This window comes from Microvirga sp. P4_A5, from assembly GCF_056402495.1.
Window position 1 is genome coordinate 14,989 of record NZ_JBFUHH010000045.1, and the last position, 16,278, is coordinate 31,266.

A 16,278-nucleotide genomic window follows, 5' to 3' on the forward strand; every position below is an offset into this window, starting at 1 on the left:
CGTCCGGAGCCTCCCGTTCAAGACCGTCATGCGCTGCGTTTCATTCCCGCATTTTCCGCCACACGCAGCGCCGCTTCGCGCTCGGCGATGTAATCGCGGGTCAACGGAACCGTGTCGTTGCGTTTCGCGAGCTGGATCTGGAACACGACCGCGTCCTGGAAACGGAACGCCGATTCCGACATGGCGAGGTAGCATTCCCACAGGCGGCAGAACCGCTCGTCATAGAGGCGCTTGACCTCCTCCCGATTGGCCATGAACCGCTCGCGCCATTTTTCCAGCGTCATCGCGTAATGCAGGCGCAGGATCTCCACGTCGGTGACGATCAATCCCGAGCGCTCGATCGCCGGCATGATCTCGGACAGGATCGGCAGATGGCCGCCGGGGAAGATGTAGCGCTCGATCCACGGATTGGTGGGGTAGGGCGTTCCGGTGCGGCCGATCGTGTGGAGCAGCATGACGCCGTCGTCTTCCAGCAGCCGGTGGCAGGCGCTGAAATAGGTGTCGTAGGAGGCCGGGCCCACGTGCTCGAACATGCCGACCGAGACGATCCGGTCGAAGGTGCCGGTCGTGGCGCGGTAATCCTCGAGTTCGAACCGGACCCGCTCCGGCACCCCCGCGGTCGCTGCGCGCTTGCGCGAGAGTTCGAGCTGCTCCTCCGACAGGGTGATCCCGCGAACATAGCCGGCCCCGGCGGCCTGTCCGAGATAAAGGCCGAGACCTCCCCAGCCAGAGCCGATATCGAGAACCCGCTGGCCGGGATCCAGCAGGAGCTTCGCGGCGATATGCCGTTTCTTCGCCAACTGCGCCTCTTCGAGAGTCGCGTCCGGGTGGTCGAAATAGGCGCAGGAATATTGCCGGTCGCTGTCGAGGAAGAGGGCGTAGAGGCGCCCGTCGAGGTCGTAATGGTGGGCGACGTTCCGCCTGGAGCGTTTCGCGTCGTTCTCGCTGCGCCTTTGCATCAGGGTTCGGATGCGCCGCAGTCGGCGGAGCGGCAACCGCCCCAGATCCCCCTTGGTCTCCTGAAGAATCAGTTCAAGAAACTCGAAGAAACTGCCGGATTCAATGACGAGTCGCCCTTCGACAAACAGCTCGCCGAGTTTCAGTTCCGGGTGGAGACAGAGGGCAAGCTGCGCGGCCGCGTCGGTAAACCGGAAGGTGACCCGTGGTTCACCGCCGTCGCCGAAGGTAAATTCCTGGCCTCCGGCGGTGATCATCTTCAGGGTCCCGCTGCGGACGGCGCGGGTGAAGGCGGTCGTCAGTAGTTTCTCGGACAGCATGGCAATCCCCGGATCGCTGGTCTCCGACCGGGAGGATTGTCACGCTTTTTAAGAAATATTCCAGCCCCTCTACGGCTCAGCTTGCGCCGAAGACCCGGCGGAAGATCGTGTCGACATGCTTGAAATGGTAGCCGAGGTCGAAGCAGGCCTCGATTTCGGCTGCCGGAAGATACCGGGTGACGTCTACGTCGGCCTTCAGCAGGGTCAGGAAATCGCCTTCGCCGCGCCAGACCGGCATGGCGTTGCGCTGGACCAGCCGATAGGCGTCCTCGCGGGATGCGCCCTTCTGCGTCAGGGCGAGGAGCACCCGCTGCGAATGAACCAGGCCCCCGAGGCGGTCGAGGTTCTTCTGCATGTTCTCCGGATATACCAGGAGCTTGTCGACGACGTTGGTGAGGCGCGCCAGAGCGAAATCGAGCGTCACGGTGGCGTCCGGCCCGATCATCCGCTCGACCGACGAGTGCGAAATGTCCCGCTCGTGCCACAGGGCGACGTTCTCCATGGCCGGCATGGCATAGGCGCGAACCATGCGCGCAAGTCCGGTCAAGTTTTCCGTCAGCACGGGGTTCCGCTTGTGGGGCATGGCCGACGAGCCCTTCTGGCCCGCCGAGAAGAACTCCTCGGCCTCCAGCACTTCGCTGCGCTGAAGATGGCGGATCTCGGTCGCCAGACGCTCGATGGACGAGGCGACGACACCCAGCGTTGCGAAATACATCGCATGGCGGTCGCGGGGGATGACCTGGGTGGAAACCGGCTCCACCGACAGCCCCATCTGCTCGGCGACGTATTCCTCCACGCTGGGGTCGATATTGGCGAAGGTCCCGACCGCGCCGGAGATCGCGCAGGTGGCGATCTCGCGCTGCGCCTCGATGAGGCGGAGCTTGCAGCGCTCGAATTCCGCATAGGCCAGCGCCAGCTTGACGCCGAAGGTGGTGGGCTCGGCGTGGATGCCGTGCGAGCGGCCGATGGTGGGGGTCATCTTGTGTTCGAAGGCCCGGCGCTTCAACGCCGCCAGCAGCTTGTCCACGTCGTCGATGAGGAGGTCGCTCGCCAGCTTGAGCTGCACGTTGAAGCAGGTGTCGAGCACGTCCGAGGAGGTCATCCCCTGGTGGACGAACCGCGCCTCGGGGCCGACGATTTCGGAGAGATGCGTCAGGAAGGCGATGACGTCATGCTTCACCTCGCGCTCGATCTCGTCGATGCGATCGACATCGAAGGTCGCCTTGGAGCCTTTTTCCCACACCAGGTCGGCCGCTTCCCTCGGCACCACGCCGAGATCCGCCAGTGCCGTGGTCGCATGGGCCTCGATCTCGAACCAGATGCGGAACTTGGTCTCCGGGGACCAGATGGCGACCATTTCCGGGCGGCTGTAACGGGGGATCATGAGAGCACACTTCCACGTGAGGGATATGCCCCGCGCGGTAGCATGCCGGGCCTGCGATCTCAACGCGCGTTTGTGGCCGCGTTCCGAATCGCCGCGATGTTTCGGGCGTAGCCGGCGTCACCGTCCTTGAACACCGCCGAGCCCGCCACGAGCACGTTGGCGCCGGCTTCGGCCACCAGCGGAGCGGTCTCCGGCGTCACGCCGCCGTCGATCTCGATGTCGATGTCGCGGTCGCCGACCATGGCCCTGATCCGGCGCAGCTTGGCGCATACGGAGGGAATGAAGGCCTGGCCGCCGAAGCCGGGATTGACGGTCATCAGGAGGATCAGGTCGAGATCGTCCAGCACCGGCTCGATGGCCGCCTCGTGGGTGCCGGGATTGAGCACGATGCCGGCTTTCTTGCCGAGCCTGCGGATGGTCTGCAGCGAGCGATGCAGATGCGGACCCGCTTCCGCGTGAATGCTGATGATATCCGCGCCTGCCTTCGCGAAGGCTTCGAGATAGGGGTCGACCGGCGCGATCATCAGGTGCACGTCGAAGGGCTTGGGCGAATGCGGCCGGATCGCCTTCACGATGTCGGGGCCCATGGTGATGTTGGGCACGAAATGGCCGTCCATTACGTCGATATGGATCCAGTCGCCGCCCGCCTTGTCGATGGCGCGGACTTCCTCGCCGAGCCGGGCGAAATCGGCGGACAGGATCGACGGAGCGATGAGCAGCGGGCGTGTCATGGCGCGCCGGTAGCACGCGGGCCGCTCTGCCGCAACATCCGTCATTTTGGAACCCGCGCCACGGCCCGTCGAACCGGAATAAACGGCGGGTGGACGGCGTGTCCCGATCGGCGGTAGAAGCGGCATTGCGGAAGGCTCGATCCTTCCCCGTTTCCCGGCTCGCGGGGGACGTCAAGCGGGGCAGAATTATCATGCGTAAAGACGTGATCGTGTTGGGCGCCGGTATCGTCGGCGTGTCGGTGGCTGTGCATTTGCAGCAGCGTGGACGCTCGGTGCTTCTCGTGGACCGGCGCGGGCCGGGGGAGGAAACCTCCTACGGCAATGCCGGGCTGATCCAGCGCGAGGGTGTCTATCCCTACGGTTTCCCGCACGATTTCGGCGCTCTTCTGCGCTACGCGACGAACCGTACCATCGATGCGCATTACCACCTGGCGGCGCTGCCGAAGCTGGCGCCGTTCCTCTTTCGCTACTGGATGCATTCCCGGCCCGAGGAGCACCGGGCCATCGCCCGGCTCTATGCCCCGCTCATCGAGCATAGCGTGGTGGAGCATGCGGCGCTCGCGGACGCCGCCGGCGCCACCGATCTGATCCGCCCGACCGGCTGGATGAAGGTCTTCCGCAGCCAGAAGGTAATGGACGCGCAGCTTCTCGACGTCGAAGCGACGAAGCGCGATTTCGGGGTCAATTTCGAAGCCTTCGACGGTCCGGGCGTTGTCGCCCGCGAACCCCATCTGCGAGGCGATTTCAAGGGCGGCATCCATTGGACCGACCCGGCGGCGATCTACGATCCCTATGAGCTGACAATGGCTTACGTGCGGTTGTTCGAGAAGCTCGGCGGGGAATTGGCCGAGGGCGATGCCCGCTCGCTCGAAGAGAAGCCGGATGGCTGGAGCGTGACGACCAAAGCCGGCGCGATGGAGGCCCGGGACGTGGTCGTGGCGCTCGGACCCTGGGCGGACCTCGTCACCAAGCGCCTTGGCTACCGCCTGCCGCTCGCGGTCAAGCGCGGCTATCACATGCATTACAAGCCGGAAGGCAATGCGGTTCTCAATCGCCCGACGCTCGATTTCGAGCGCGGCTATTTTCTGGCGCCGATGGCGAAGGGCATCCGTCTCACGACGGGCGCCGAATTCGCCGACCGGGACGCACCGAAAACTCCCGTGCAGCTCCAGCGCGCGGAACCGATCGCCAAGGCCTTCTTCCCGCTCGGCGAGCGCGTCGATCCTGAACCCTGGATGGGCATGCGCCCCTGCACCCCCGACATGATGCCGATCATCGGCAAGGCCCACCGCCACAAGAACCTCTGGTTCAGCTTCGGCCATGCCCATCACGGCATGACTCTCGGCCCCATCACCGGCCGTCTCGTCGCCGAAATGGTGACGGGCGAGACGCCCGTGATTGATCCGAAGCCCTACGGGCCGGAGAGGTTTTGAGGCGGGATAGAGGGTGAAGGGGTTAAGGCGTTAAAGGGTTAAAGGGTTAAAGGGCTAAAGGTTTAAAGGGGTGAAAGGTGAAACGTGAACGGTGTGCCGAAACCCGATCATTTCACCTTGTTCACCCTTTCACTCTTTCACTATTCTTCACCCTTCACCTCGTCCCAAATCGATCCCGCCACGACGGCAACGCGTCCGGATAGGAAAGCGCCGTGGCCTCGTAGACCCCGCGCGCGATGGCGCGTGCGACGCAATCGGCCGCAAGGGCGGTGATCTCGGTGAAATCCGCATCGTCCTGAAGCGGGCGTCGGCCGGTCGATGCGGCGAACAGCGTGTCGCCGTCGTAGAGCGCATGGGCGAAGCGCAGGGCGCGTGCGAATCCACCGTGACACGAGACCGCGAGCCGCTTGGCCTGCGCTTTCGTGAGCTGCGCGTCGGTGGCCAGGAGCGCGATGGTGGTGGAGGGCTGGCGGCCGCCCTTCCACGCAAGCTCGCGCATCTCGGAAGTCACGCGGTCCGGATGCCCCAGGCCGCCGAACTCCTCGCCCTCCTCGAAGGCGGCCGCCCAGAAATGCGGGCCCTTGCCGATGATGGCCGACGAGATGCTGTTGACCACCACCAGTGCCCCGATCGAGTGGCCCGTGGATGTCATCGTGCTGGCGGAACCGAGGCCGCCTTTCAGGTTGACTGTGGTAGCCCCGAAGCCGCCGCCCGCCGTGCCGAGTTCGAAATCGGGCCCGGCCTTCCCGGCCGCCTCGAAACCGAGTTCGCGATAGGGCGGATAAAGGCCCCATTCCTTGTCGCCGCCATTGAGCAGGTCGAAGATTGCCGCCTGCGACACCAGCGGCACCAGGGCCGAGCCGACCGCGAAACCGATGCCCTGCCGCCGCAGACAGGCCTGCACACCGCTCGCCGCATCGAGGCCGAAGGCCGATCCGCCCGACAAAACGACCGCGTGGATGCAGGGAGCCATCTTGTCGGGTTCGAGAAGATCCGTCTCTCGCGTCGCCGGCGCACCGCCCATGACGGCGCAGGAGGCAACCGCAGGCTCGTCGAAGAGCGCGACCGTGACCCCGGATGCGAGCTTGGAATCGTGGGCGTTGCCGACGCGAAGGCCCGGAACGTCGGTGATGAGGTTGCGGCGGATGCTCATCCGTCGAGCAAACGGGAAAACGCGGCCGTTCACAAGCTGGCGAGAGCAGGGACCGGCGCCTTTCTTGTCCGGCGGGGACCGGATAGAAGGCCCCATGCTCACCGTTTCGCTTCCCGCCGCTGCCTTGGGCGGATTGATCAGCTTCCTCAGCCCCTGCGTGCTGCCGCTGGTCCCGCCCTATCTGTCGTTTCTCGCCGGCACCACCTTCGATCAGCTCAGTGCGGGCGAGGGGGCGGTGCGCCGCCGCGCCGTGATCGCCGCGCTGCTCTTCGTCGCCGGCTTCTCGACGGTCTTCGTGCTGCTGGGCGCTACCGCGTCGGCGCTGGGCCAGGTCGTGCGGCAATATCTCGATGTGCTGAGCACCGTCGCGGGCCTCGCCATCATCGTCATGGGCCTGCACTTCCTCGGCCTCTTCAAGGTCGGTTTTCTGTATCGCGAAGCGCGCGTGCAGGTGAACCGGCCGATCGGCATGTGGGGCGCCTATGTGATGGGGCTCGCCTTCGCGTTCGGCTGGACGCCGTGCATCGGTCCGGTGCTCGCCGCGATCCTGGCCGTCGCCGGGTCGGAATCCAGCGTCTCGCGGGGCGCGCTTCTGCTGGCGGCGTATTCGGCGGGCCTGGGCATTCCGTTCCTGCTCGCAGCCTTCACCATGAAGCCCATCACGGCGCTTCTGAAGCGCATGCGGTCCCGCTTCGACGCGATGGAGAAGGTCATGGGCGTCCTGCTCGTCCTGACCGGCATCGCCTTTCTGACCGGCTGGATCACCACGGCGTCGTTCTGGCTGCTGGAGACGTTCCCCGTGCTGGGTCGGCTGGGGTGACGACCCGGACAGTGTTGCGTCGGGCCGATGGCGTGCTATATTTGCGAACGAAGGGGGTGATACCGCTTCACGCTTCCGGTGAGGGACCGGGCTTCCGCCCAGCCCCTCTTCGCATTAGCCGATGATCAAGACCAGTTTGAATCCCCGGAACTTGATCCTCAGCCTCAGCTTCGGAAGTTTCATACGGTATCACCTCCTTTCGAACGWCCGGCTGGACCGGACGTATCATCCATACATCAATGGGAACAATGTTTCATATAGCGCCGCGCTTGCGACGTCGCGCTCTCCGCGGCGGTTCAGGCGATCCCCGCCGGAACCCAAAAAACCCGCCCGTCGCCGGGGCGCGTTATCCCTGACCGACATCGCTTTGCTGACCGGCTGGATCACCACGGCGTCGTTCTGGCTGCTGGATACGTTCCCCGTGCTGGGTCGGCTGGGACGACCACCCGGACAGTGTTGCGTCGGGCCGGTAGCGTGCTATATTTGCGAACGAAGGGGGTGATACCGCTTCACGCTTCCGGTGAGGGACCGGGCTTTCGCCCAGCCCCTCTGCTTGTTACCTGAAGATCAATATCAGCTCCCTGCCAAGGAACCTGATCACCAGGGTCAGCTTCGGAAGTTTCATCGGTATCACCTCCTTTCGAACGTCCGGCTGGGCCGGACCGATCATCCATACAACAATCTGAATATTGTTACATCGACGCTGCGCGCATGCGAGGCGGCGTTCGGCATGGCCTTGATTGACGCCAAAAGAGAATCCTCGCGTTAGTTCGGGCGAGCCACCGGCCGAGGCATGGGGCACCTCGGTTGACGGCCGGAACATAAAAAAACCCGCCCTGTCGCCAGGGCGGGTTTCTCAATCGCCGGCCGGAGCCGACAGATTACATGCCGAGCTCGTTGCCCGAGTAATCGATCTTGCCGTCGGCGCCCTTCTTCCAGACATACATGATGTAGTCCGGACGGGTGATATCGCCCTTCTTGTCGTAGGTGATATCGCCGATGACGGTCTTGAACGGCTTACCAGCCGTCATGACGGCCGCCATCTTCTTGCCGTCGGGGCCGCCAGCCTGCTTGGCTGCTTCGGCGAGGATCTGGGTCGCCGCGTAGCTGTAGAGGGTGTAGGCCTCGGGGTCGTAGTTCTTGGCCTTGAACTTGGCCACTGCGTCCTTCGCGTTCGGGTTCTTGCGCGGATCCGGCGAGAAGGTCATCAGCGTGCCTTCGGCGCCGGGGCCGGCGATCGAGACGAACTCGGCCGACACGATGCCGTCACCCGACATCATCGGGGCGTTGAGGCCCTGGTCGCGCATCTGGCGGATGATGAGGCCGGCTTCGGTGTGAAGACCGCCGAAATAGACCACGTCCACGCCCGACTGCTTCAGCTTCGATACGAGAGCCGAGTAGTCTTTCTCGCCCGGGTTGACGCCCTCATAGACGACTTCCTTGAGGCCCTTGGCGTTCATGGCTTTCATGGTCTCGTCGGCCAGGCCCTTGCCGTAGGGGGTCTTGTCGTGAACGACCGCGACCTTCTTGCCCTTGAACTTGTCGGAGAGGTAGGCGCCGGCGACGAGGCCCTGCTGGTCGTCGCGTCCGCAGGTGCGGAAGGTGTTCCACATCTTGCGTTCGGTGAATTGCGGGTTCGTCGAGGCCGGAGTGACCTGAACGATGCCGGCTTCTTCATAAACCTGGGAGGCGGGGATCGACACGCCGGAGTTGAAATGGCCAACCACCATCTTGACGCCTTCGGCTGCGAACTTGTTCGCGACCGACACGCCCTGCTTGGGGTCCGAGACGTCGTCGCCGACGACCACGACGAGCTTCTGGCCATTGATGCCGCCGGCGGCATTGATGTCCTCCACCGCCTRCTCGACGCCGTTCTTCAGCTGCGCGCCGAAAGCGGCGTTGGGTCCCGTGATGGGGCCGGCGACGCCGATCTTGATCTGCGCGTTGGCCGCGCCCGAAAAGGCGAGACCAAGACCGAGCGCAACGCCRGTCAACAGCATTCTTTTCATGAGGTACTCCTCTGGGTGTTTTTGTAAGCCCCCTCCAAGGGGGATAGGTTCGGCAAACCTCGGCTTGCCGGCCGGGTGACATCATGACGCTTTTTGCGCGGAAGTCACGCCGGAATTTCGTGCGCGTCGGGGGTAGGAAAACGGCCCGAAAGACCTTCGGAAAATCCGGCTATGTCCTTGTTTTAAGGCATCAAAAGACAGGCAAAGGCCTAGCTTCCCTTTGGCTGTCGCAGCGGCATGTCAACCCTTGGTCGGGACCGTCTTCGCGCGCCAGCTGAACGGGCCGGAGCGCTCGTAGAGCCACCGGTACTGGGTGGTCATCAAACGGGCCCGGTAATATCGGTAGCCGAGACTGCCGATGATCAGGAGCACGATGGCGTCGATGGCGTAGAACTGGACCGAGACGAGGGTGCCGCGGAACAGGGCGAAATGGATGAACCGCACGAAGCCTGCGAGGATCAGGAGATAGAGCACCAGGTTCCAGAACGGCCGCCAGGTGATGGCGATCGCGCGTCCCGTCATCCAGGCCGCCCAGCCGCCCATGACGACAGTGACGAGGAGGAACAGCCAGATGGACGGTTCTTCGTAGAGGATGCCTTGCATCAGTGGTGTCCTCCTTCGAGATAGGCGGCGCGGACCTGCGGATTCTCGAGCAGTTCCTTGCCGGTGCCGCTCATGGTGATGTTGCCCGTCACCATGACGTAGCCGCGATGGGCGAGACGCAGGGCGTGGTAGGCGTTCTGCTCGACGAGAAACACCGTCATGCCGTCCCGCTCGTTGAGCTCCTTGATGATCGTGAAGATCTGCTTGACGATCAGCGGCGCGAGGCCCAGCGACGGTTCGTCGAGAAGCAAAAGCTTCGGCCGGCTCATCAGCGCGCGGGCGATGGCGAGCATCTGCTGTTCGCCGCCCGAGAGCGTTCCGCCCCGCTGCTGCAGGCGTTCCTTCAGCCGTGGGAACAGGGTGCAGACCCGCTCCAGATCCTCGTTGAAATACGCCATCTTGTTGATCGAGGCCCCCATCTGGAGGTTCTCGAAAACGGTCATGCGCCCGAAGATGCGGCGGCCCTCCGGCGATTGCGCGATGGAGAGCTGCGCGATCTGATGCGTGGGCATTTGGGTGATGTCCCGCCCGGCGAACGTGATCGTGCCCTCGCGCGCCCGGGGATTGCCGAAGATCGTCATCATCAGGGTCGACTTGCCGGCGCCGTTGGCGCCGATCAGCGTGACGATCTCGCCCTCGTTGACGTCCATATCGACGCCCTTGAGCGCGATGATGTTGCCGTAGAAGGTTTTCACACCTCTGACGCTGAGGAGGGGTTTGCGCGCCGGTGCGGGCTGTATCCCCGCTGCGGCGGAGAATGGTGTTCCGGCCGTGCTCATGCGCCGATCTCCGATGCGACTTGTTCGACCTCTTCGTCGGCGACGCCCAGATAGGCGGCGATGACGCGCGGATCGTTGCGGATTTCGGAAGGCGTGCCGTCCGAGATCTTGGTTCCGTAATCGAGCACCACCACGTGGTCGGAAATTTCCATCACCACCGACATGTCGTGTTCGATGAGCACGATCGAGGTGGCGTGATCCTTCCGGATCGACAGAAGCAGGTTGTTGAGTTCGAGCGACTCGCGCGGGTTGAGGCCCGCCGCCGGCTCGTCGAGGCACAGCAGAAGCGGGTCGGTGCACATGGCGCGCGCGATCTCGAGACGCCGCTGCGCGCCGTAGGGGAGGTCGCCGGCCGGATCGTCCGCGCGGTCGGTGAGGTGGATCTTGTCGAGCCAGTATTTGGCCTTCTCGATCGCATCCTTCTCGGCCTTGCGGTATCCGCCGACGCCGAGCACGCCGAGGAACGTGAAGCCGGATGCGATCATCAGCGAGTTGTGCTGCGCCACCARCAGGTTCTCCAGAACGGTCATGCCCGAGAAGAGACGGATGTTCTGGAACGTGCGCGCCACCTTGGCCTTCCAGTTGATGCTGAAGCCGGGTAGGCGCTCCAGCAGCAACTCCGAGCCGTCGGGCTTGCGCAGCGCGATCATGCCTTCAGTCGGCTTGTAGAAGCCGGTGATGCAGTTGAAGACCGTGGTCTTGCCGGCGCCGTTCGGGCCGATGAGCGCGGTGATGTCGCCGCGCCCGGCCTGGAAGCTGAGGTCGTTGATCGCCACCAGCCCGCCGAAGCGCATGGTGAGGTGCTGAACGTCGAGAACGGGATCCTGAAGCCAGCGCATTAGCCGTGACCTTCTTTGACGTGGGCGCTCGAAATTGCTCTTCGCTCTTTCAGGAACACGGAGGGTTGTCGCTCGGAGATCAGGCCGCGGGGGCGCCACACCATCATCGCCACCATGCCCATGCCGAAGAGCAGCAGGCGATATTCGTTGGGATCGAACCCTTCGCCGAAGATCGCCGACAGGAAGCCGAGATTGCGCAGGACTTCGGGACCGCCGACCAGCACCACGGCGCCGATGGCGACGCCGATCTGCGAGCCCATGCCGCCCAGAACCACGATCGCCAGGATGATGGCCGATTCGAGGAAGTTGAAGCTCTCCGGCGAGACGAAGCCCTGACGGACCGCGAAGAACGAGCCGGCAAAGCCGCCGAACATGGCGCCGATGGCAAAGGCCGTCAGCTTCGTGTTGGTGGTGTTGATGCCGAGCGACCGGCAGGCGATCTCGTCCTCGCGCAACGCCTCCCAGGCGCGGCCGACCGGCAGCTTGCGCAGCCGCATGGTGACGAAGTTGGTCAGAAGCGCCAGCGCCAGGATCACGTAGTAGAGGAAGATCATCCTCTGCATGCCGTGATACTCGATGCCGAAGAAATCCGCGAAGCCGCCTTCGCCCGCGGAGAACGGCAGGCCGAAGAAGGTGGCGCGCGGGATCGACGAGATGCCGGCGCCGCCATTGGTCAGGTCCGTCCAGTTGATCAGGACGAGACGCACGATCTCACCGAAGGCGAGCGTCACGATGGCGAGATAGTCGCCGCGCAGGCGCAGCACCGGAAAGCCCAGGATGATGCCCCAGAACGCCGCGAGAATCCCGGCCAGCGGCAGGCAGATCCAGAAGGACAGGCCGAAGGTGGTCGACAACAGCGCGTACGAATAGGCGCCGACCGCGTAGAAGGCCACGTAACCCAGATCGAGCAGGCCCGCGAGACCCACCACGATGTTCAGTCCCCAGCCCAGCATCACGTAGGTGAGGATGAGGATGCCGAGATCGACCCAGTAGCGCGATTGATCGAGCCCGCCCTGGATCAGGTAGATGAGCAACGGAAACGTGAGGGCGATGCCGAGAAAGAAGGGGATTCCGAACCGCGAGACTTTTTGGAAAGCGTTCGGTTCGGCATGCACCGCTTCCGTCGCCTGGTGCGGGTCCGGCGTCGCCAGCCGATAGGCGCGCGTCGCCTCGAAGGCGTGCTGCAGCAGCCGGACGCCGAAGATGATGGCGACGAAGATCGCCACCAGGCCCCAGCGCGGCGTCAGGTAGATGTCGCCGCCGCTCTGGTCGGTCTTGAAGGCCAGGATCGGGATCGAAAGTCCGAACGCGATCGCGGCGGATTTCAGCGAATCCTTGAGGGCCGCCGCGAGGTCGAAACGAATCGGAGCGCCGGTATCGGCCGCCGCCGCCGTGGTGGAAGGAGCTGTCATGGCCTGGCCCCTTAAACTTTTTCGACTTCGGGCCGTCCGAGAATACCGGATGGCATGAAGATCAGCACGATGGCGAGGATCGAGAACGCCGCGACGTCCTTGTACTCGATGGAGAAATAGGCYGACCAGAAGGTCTCGATGAGCCCGATGATCAGGCCGCCCAGCACCGCGCCGGGCAGCGAGCCGATGCCGCCGAGAACCGCCGCCGTGAAGGCCTTCACGCCCGGCACGAAGCCGTCGTTGAAGCTCACGACGCCATAATAGAGCAGGTACATGGTGCCGGCGACCGCGGCGAGCGCCGCGCCGATCACGAAGGTCAGGGAGATCGTGCGGTCGACGTCGATGCCGAGAAGGGCCGCCATCTTGCGGTCCTGCTCGCAGGCGCGCTGCGCCCGTCCGAGCGACGTCTTCTGGACGAGGTACCAGAAGATCGCCAGCAGCACGGCGGTCGAGGCCATGATGACGACCTGCTTGTAGGACAGGGCGACGTTGTAGCCGCTTTCGCCCTGAAACAGCACGATGACCTCGCGCATCATCGGGGGGGTCGGCTTGTTGCGCGCACCCTGCGTCACCTGCACGAAGTTCGACAGGAAGATCGACACGCCGATGGCCGAGATCAGCGGTGCCAGGCGGAACGAGCCGCGCAGGGGCCGATAGGCGACCCGCTCGATCGCCCAGCCCCAGAGCGAGGTCAGGACCATGGCGATCACCAGCACGATGAGGAGCGCYAGCACGATCGACGACATGCCGAGCCAGGTGGTGAGGATGAGAAAGAAGATCAGCGCGATGAAGGCCGAGAGCATGAACACGTCGCCATGGGCGAAGTTCACCATGCCGATGATGCCGAACACCATCGTGTAGCCGATTGCAATGAGGCCGTAGATCGACCCCAGAGTCAGCCCGTTAATGAGCTGCTGGACGAAAATTTCCATATCCTGCCCTTGCCCCTCTGGATGGGGTCATTGTTGGGAACGCGTCACAGCAAAGCACGATGCCGGAGCAAGGCCAAGCCGGACGTAAGGTGGGGGTGTCTAGCAAACCCGCTTTCGTTCGACAACGATCTGTTAACAATCCTATCACTTGACGTTATGGAAACCTTTTCTCACCTCCCGGACGAAAAAGGTTCGAGCCGAAAATGCGCGCTTGCCCTTCGAACGCCTATATGAAGGGTGCATCACCTGCGACAGGAGACGAGACGCGAATGCTCAATATGCAACCGGCACCCGAATCGGCGGTCGCCGCCGACGCCAAGCTCTTCCGCGAAGGAATGAGCCGGGTCGCGGCTGCCGTGCATCTGGTGACCACCGCCGGTCCCGCGGGCGAGGGAGGCTTCACGGCCACCGCCGTGACCCCAGTCACGGATACGCCGCCGAAGCTCCTGGTCTGCGTCAACACCGCCAGCCGTTCGGTGAGGGCGCTCCTCGAAAACGGTCTCTTCTGCGTCAACGCGCTGGCCCATGACGACCTCGACGTGGCCGATGTCTTTTCGGGACGAAGCGGCATCTTCGGCCCGGAGCGCTTCCAGACCGGCACCTGGACCCGGGGACCCTCCGGCACGCCGCTTCTCCTGTCGAGCCTCGTCTCGTTCGAGTGCCGCCTCAGCGATTCCCGCATCGTCGCCACCCACCACGTGCTCATCGGCGAGATCGCCCACATCCGCCTCGGCGAGAACCGGCCGGCGCTGGTTTATCGGGGACGGGGGTATCGGGAGCTCGCGTAGATATTCCCGGCGAGGTTGCAGGACGAGGAAAAACACGATAGGGGAAACGTCACAACATAACAATTTATGGATGTGTAGCCATGCCGATCTCCACGTGGGGACCCGAATTCGCCGTCAACACGGTGATCGAAGGCGTCCAGACCTTTGCGGCGGTGCAAGCCTTCGCCAATGGCGGTTTCGTTTCCGTGTGGGAAGACAGGGGGGCTACGGGAGAGCTTCGCGGACAGCTTTTCCATGCCGACGGCGTCAAGCGCGGTGTCGAATTCACCGTCAACGGCACGACCGCCAACACGCAGGAAACACCGCAGGTCGCCGTCCTGAAGGATGGTCGCTTCGTGGTCGCGTGGGTCGATGACAGTGGCGCGGATGGCGAGGCCGATTGGGGAATTCGTGCGCGGGTCTTCAACGCCGACGGAACGGCCGCGGGTGCGGATTTCCGCGTCAATACGACCACGCTGCAGAATCAGGTCGAGTTGTCGATCACGGCGACTGCGAATGGCGGGTTCGTCGCGACCTATTCGAACACCGACGGGACGACCTACAGCAATGTCCGCGCCCGCATGTTCGGCGCCGATCTTCAGCCTGTCGGCGCTTCGGATACCCTCGTCGCAACCGACGCGGGGAAGCTCCAGTTTGTGTCGCAGGTAACAGGCCTCGATCACGGCTATGCGGTCGTCTTCGCGCAACAGGATACGCTCAATTCGGACGTCGTGCTCCGGGGCAGAATTTTCGGCGACGACGGCACGGGCGCGACGGAATTCGCCATCGCCGACGTACCCGGCGGTTTCATTGTCGGGCAAACTCTGACGCGCCTCACCGACGGTCGCTTCGTCGTCGTCTGGGACGAAGAGGCGGCCGACGGCTCGCACGCCGTGAAGGCCCGTATCTACATGCATGATGGCACGGCGTCCGGCTCTGCCATCGCTATCACCGCGATGGAGACCACCTTTCAGTTCGCCGTAACGGCGTTGTCTGGCGGTGGCTTTGCCGTCACCTATTCCGATCCGAATGCCTCCGCCGTGCGTTGGGACATTCACGCCGCGCTGTTCGACGGCGCGGGACACCGAATCGGCGTCGATACGATCATCAGCCCGACCGATGTGGACGGCGCGAAGTCGCTGTCCTCGCTGGCGACTTTGGCCGATGGCCGTTTGATCGCCACATGGCTCGACGAGAGCGGGCGGGTGTCGGACCCCGTCGGCATCAGCGGCCAGATCCTCGAGGTCCGCACCGCCGCCATCTCGCTTTCGGGAACGAGCGCAAACGATGATTATGTCGGCAGCGAGTTCAACGACGTTCTCGGCGGCGCGGCGGGCGCCGACACCCTCGATGGCGCGGGGGGCAAAGATTTTCTCGAAGGGGGCGCCGGAGCCGACTCGCTCATCGGCGGTGCGGGCGACGACACTTTGAATGGAGGCGACGGTTCAGACACGCTGGTGGGTGGCGACGGCGACGACACCTATATCGTGCAAAGCCTCGCCGATATCGTCGGTGAGGAAATCGGCGGCGGATTCGACACCGCCGTGGTGTTCGAGGACGTCTTCCTCGAGCGGGCATCGACGATCGAGGCCCTGACCGCCGCCATGGGCGCCGTTGTGGCGAACCTCACCGGCAACGAAGGCGACAATCGCCTCACGGGCAACGACGGAGCCAACCGGCTCGACGGCGGCGTAGGCGACGATACGCTGATCGGCGGCGGCGGCGACGATGTCTTCATCGTCAGTGGAGCCGGCGATCGCGTGTCCGATTCCAGCGGATACGACACGGTCTTCGCGGCCTTGAGCTTCACGCTCCAGGGGAATTCCGGGATCGAAGTGCTGCAGGCGGAATCCTGGAGCATCTGGCAATCCATCACGTTGACGGGCGATTCCGCCGCCAACATCGTCCGCGGCAATGCGGGAAATTCCACATTGCGAGGCATGGGCGGCGACGACACGCTCTACGGCAAGGGCGGACGCGACGTCCTGACTGGCGGCGCAGGGCACGACACGTTCGTGTTCGATACCAAGCCGAGCAAGGCCAAGGTCGACAAGATCACGGATTTCACGCCGGCCGACGACACGATCTATCTGGACAATGCCGTCTTCAAGAAACTCGGCAAGGGGACGATGTCGAGCC

The 16,278-nt window shown here is 64.0% G+C and carries 14 protein-coding genes; 4 read left to right on the forward strand and 10 right to left on the reverse strand.

Going from position 1 to position 16,278, the window contains the following annotated elements; all coding sequences use genetic code 11:
- Positions 1-26: 26 nt before the first annotated feature.
- The 3 genes from AC1DVM_RS13355 to rpe all read right to left on the reverse strand — a co-directional run bounded on the left by AC1DVM_RS13355 (position 27) and on the right by rpe (position 3,392).
- A complete protein-coding gene (locus tag AC1DVM_RS13355) occupies positions 27-1,277 on the reverse strand; it encodes a class I SAM-dependent methyltransferase (protein WP_477254913.1) in 1,251 nt (416 codons plus the stop codon).
- A gap of 76 nt (positions 1,278-1,353) precedes the next feature.
- Positions 1,354-2,661, reverse strand: coding sequence for an adenylosuccinate lyase (purB, locus tag AC1DVM_RS13360; RefSeq protein WP_477254914.1), 1,308 nt, complete (start codon positions 2,659-2,661; stop codon positions 1,354-1,356).
- 59 nt (positions 2,662-2,720) lie between these two features.
- Positions 2,721-3,392, reverse strand: coding sequence for a ribulose-phosphate 3-epimerase (rpe, locus tag AC1DVM_RS13365; RefSeq protein ID WP_477254927.1), 672 nt, complete (start codon positions 3,390-3,392; stop codon positions 2,721-2,723).
- 191 nt (positions 3,393-3,583) lie between these two features.
- Between rpe and AC1DVM_RS13370 the strand changes: the two genes are divergently transcribed.
- Positions 3,584-4,825, forward strand: coding sequence for an NAD(P)/FAD-dependent oxidoreductase (locus tag AC1DVM_RS13370; protein ID WP_477254915.1), 1,242 nt, complete (start codon positions 3,584-3,586; stop codon positions 4,823-4,825).
- A gap of 154 nt (positions 4,826-4,979) precedes the next feature.
- On the opposite strand, the gene AC1DVM_RS13375 is transcribed toward AC1DVM_RS13370, so the two are convergent.
- Positions 4,980-5,978 (reverse strand): P1 family peptidase, encoded by a 999-nt coding sequence (locus AC1DVM_RS13375; protein WP_477254916.1) that lies wholly within the window; start codon positions 5,976-5,978, stop codon positions 4,980-4,982.
- 94 nt (positions 5,979-6,072) lie between these two features.
- Between AC1DVM_RS13375 and AC1DVM_RS13380 the strand changes: the two genes are divergently transcribed.
- A complete protein-coding gene (locus tag AC1DVM_RS13380) occupies positions 6,073-6,798 on the forward strand; it encodes a cytochrome c biogenesis CcdA family protein (RefSeq protein ID WP_477254917.1) in 726 nt (241 codons plus the stop codon).
- An 881-nt stretch (positions 6,799-7,679) separates the two neighbouring features.
- On the opposite strand, the gene AC1DVM_RS13385 is transcribed toward AC1DVM_RS13380, so the two are convergent.
- The 6 genes from AC1DVM_RS13385 to AC1DVM_RS13410 form a co-directional block, all read right to left on the reverse strand.
- Entirely contained in the window at positions 7,680-8,807 is a 1,128-nt protein-coding gene (locus AC1DVM_RS13385) for a branched-chain amino acid ABC transporter substrate-binding protein (protein ID WP_477254918.1), read from the reverse strand.
- A 240-nt stretch (positions 8,808-9,047) separates the two neighbouring features.
- On the reverse strand, positions 9,048-9,410 hold the full coding sequence (locus tag AC1DVM_RS13390) for a DUF6867 family protein (protein WP_477254919.1): 363 nt from the start codon (positions 9,408-9,410) through the stop codon (positions 9,048-9,050).
- On the reverse strand, positions 9,410-10,189 hold the full coding sequence (locus AC1DVM_RS13395; protein ID WP_477254920.1) for an ABC transporter ATP-binding protein: 780 nt from the start codon (positions 10,187-10,189) through the stop codon (positions 9,410-9,412). Before AC1DVM_RS13395 ends, AC1DVM_RS13390 begins: the two co-directional genes overlap by 1 nt.
- Positions 10,186-11,028 (reverse strand): ABC transporter ATP-binding protein, encoded by an 843-nt coding sequence (locus AC1DVM_RS13400; protein ID WP_477254921.1) that lies wholly within the window; start codon positions 11,026-11,028, stop codon positions 10,186-10,188. The genes AC1DVM_RS13395 and AC1DVM_RS13400 overlap by 4 nt, the downstream gene beginning before the upstream one ends.
- Positions 11,028-12,440, reverse strand: a complete 1,413-nt coding sequence (gene livM, locus AC1DVM_RS13405) for a high-affinity branched-chain amino acid ABC transporter permease LivM (protein ID WP_477254922.1) — start codon at positions 12,438-12,440, stop codon at positions 11,028-11,030. The genes AC1DVM_RS13400 and livM overlap by 1 nt, the downstream gene beginning before the upstream one ends.
- An 11-nt stretch (positions 12,441-12,451) precedes the next feature.
- Positions 12,452-13,372 (reverse strand): branched-chain amino acid ABC transporter permease, encoded by a 921-nt coding sequence (locus tag AC1DVM_RS13410; protein WP_477254923.1) that lies wholly within the window; start codon positions 13,370-13,372, stop codon positions 12,452-12,454.
- 269 nt (positions 13,373-13,641) lie between these two features.
- Between AC1DVM_RS13410 and AC1DVM_RS13415 the strand changes: the two genes are divergently transcribed.
- Together AC1DVM_RS13415 and AC1DVM_RS13420 are read left to right on the forward strand one after the other, a co-directional pair.
- Positions 13,642-14,160, forward strand: a complete 519-nt coding sequence (locus tag AC1DVM_RS13415; protein ID WP_477254924.1) for a flavin reductase family protein — start codon at positions 13,642-13,644, stop codon at positions 14,158-14,160.
- A gap of 80 nt (positions 14,161-14,240) precedes the next feature.
- Positions 14,241-16,278: calcium-binding protein (locus AC1DVM_RS13420; protein WP_477254925.1), on the forward strand; the 2,038-nt coding region annotated here is incomplete at its 3' end.

Bases quoted from the DNA above. Each gene is read 5' to 3' on its own strand.
- AC1DVM_RS13355 (WP_477254913.1), bottom strand. From the start codon at position 1,277: ATGCTGTCCGAGAAACTACTGACGACCGCCTTCACCCGCGCCGTCCGC.
- purB (WP_477254914.1), bottom strand. From the start codon at position 2,661: ATGATCCCCCGTTACAGCCGCCCGGAAATGGTCGCCATCTGGTCCCCG.
- rpe (WP_477254927.1), bottom strand. From the start codon at position 3,392: ATGACACGCCCGCTGCTCATCGCTCCGTCGATCCTGTCCGCCGATTTC.
- AC1DVM_RS13370 (WP_477254915.1), top strand. From the start codon at position 3,584: ATGCGTAAAGACGTGATCGTGTTGGGCGCCGGTATCGTCGGCGTGTCG.
- AC1DVM_RS13375 (WP_477254916.1), bottom strand. From the start codon at position 5,978: ATGAGCATCCGCCGCAACCTCATCACCGACGTTCCGGGCCTTCGCGTC.
- AC1DVM_RS13380 (WP_477254917.1), top strand. From the start codon at position 6,073: ATGCTCACCGTTTCGCTTCCCGCCGCTGCCTTGGGCGGATTGATCAGC.
- AC1DVM_RS13390 (WP_477254919.1), bottom strand. From the start codon at position 9,410: ATGCAAGGCATCCTCTACGAAGAACCGTCCATCTGGCTGTTCCTCCTC.
- AC1DVM_RS13395 (WP_477254920.1), bottom strand. From the start codon at position 10,189: ATGAGCACGGCCGGAACACCATTCTCCGCCGCAGCGGGGATACAGCCC.
- livM (WP_477254922.1), bottom strand. From the start codon at position 12,440: ATGACAGCTCCTTCCACCACGGCGGCGGCGGCCGATACCGGCGCTCCG.
- AC1DVM_RS13415 (WP_477254924.1), top strand. From the start codon at position 13,642: ATGCTCAATATGCAACCGGCACCCGAATCGGCGGTCGCCGCCGACGCC.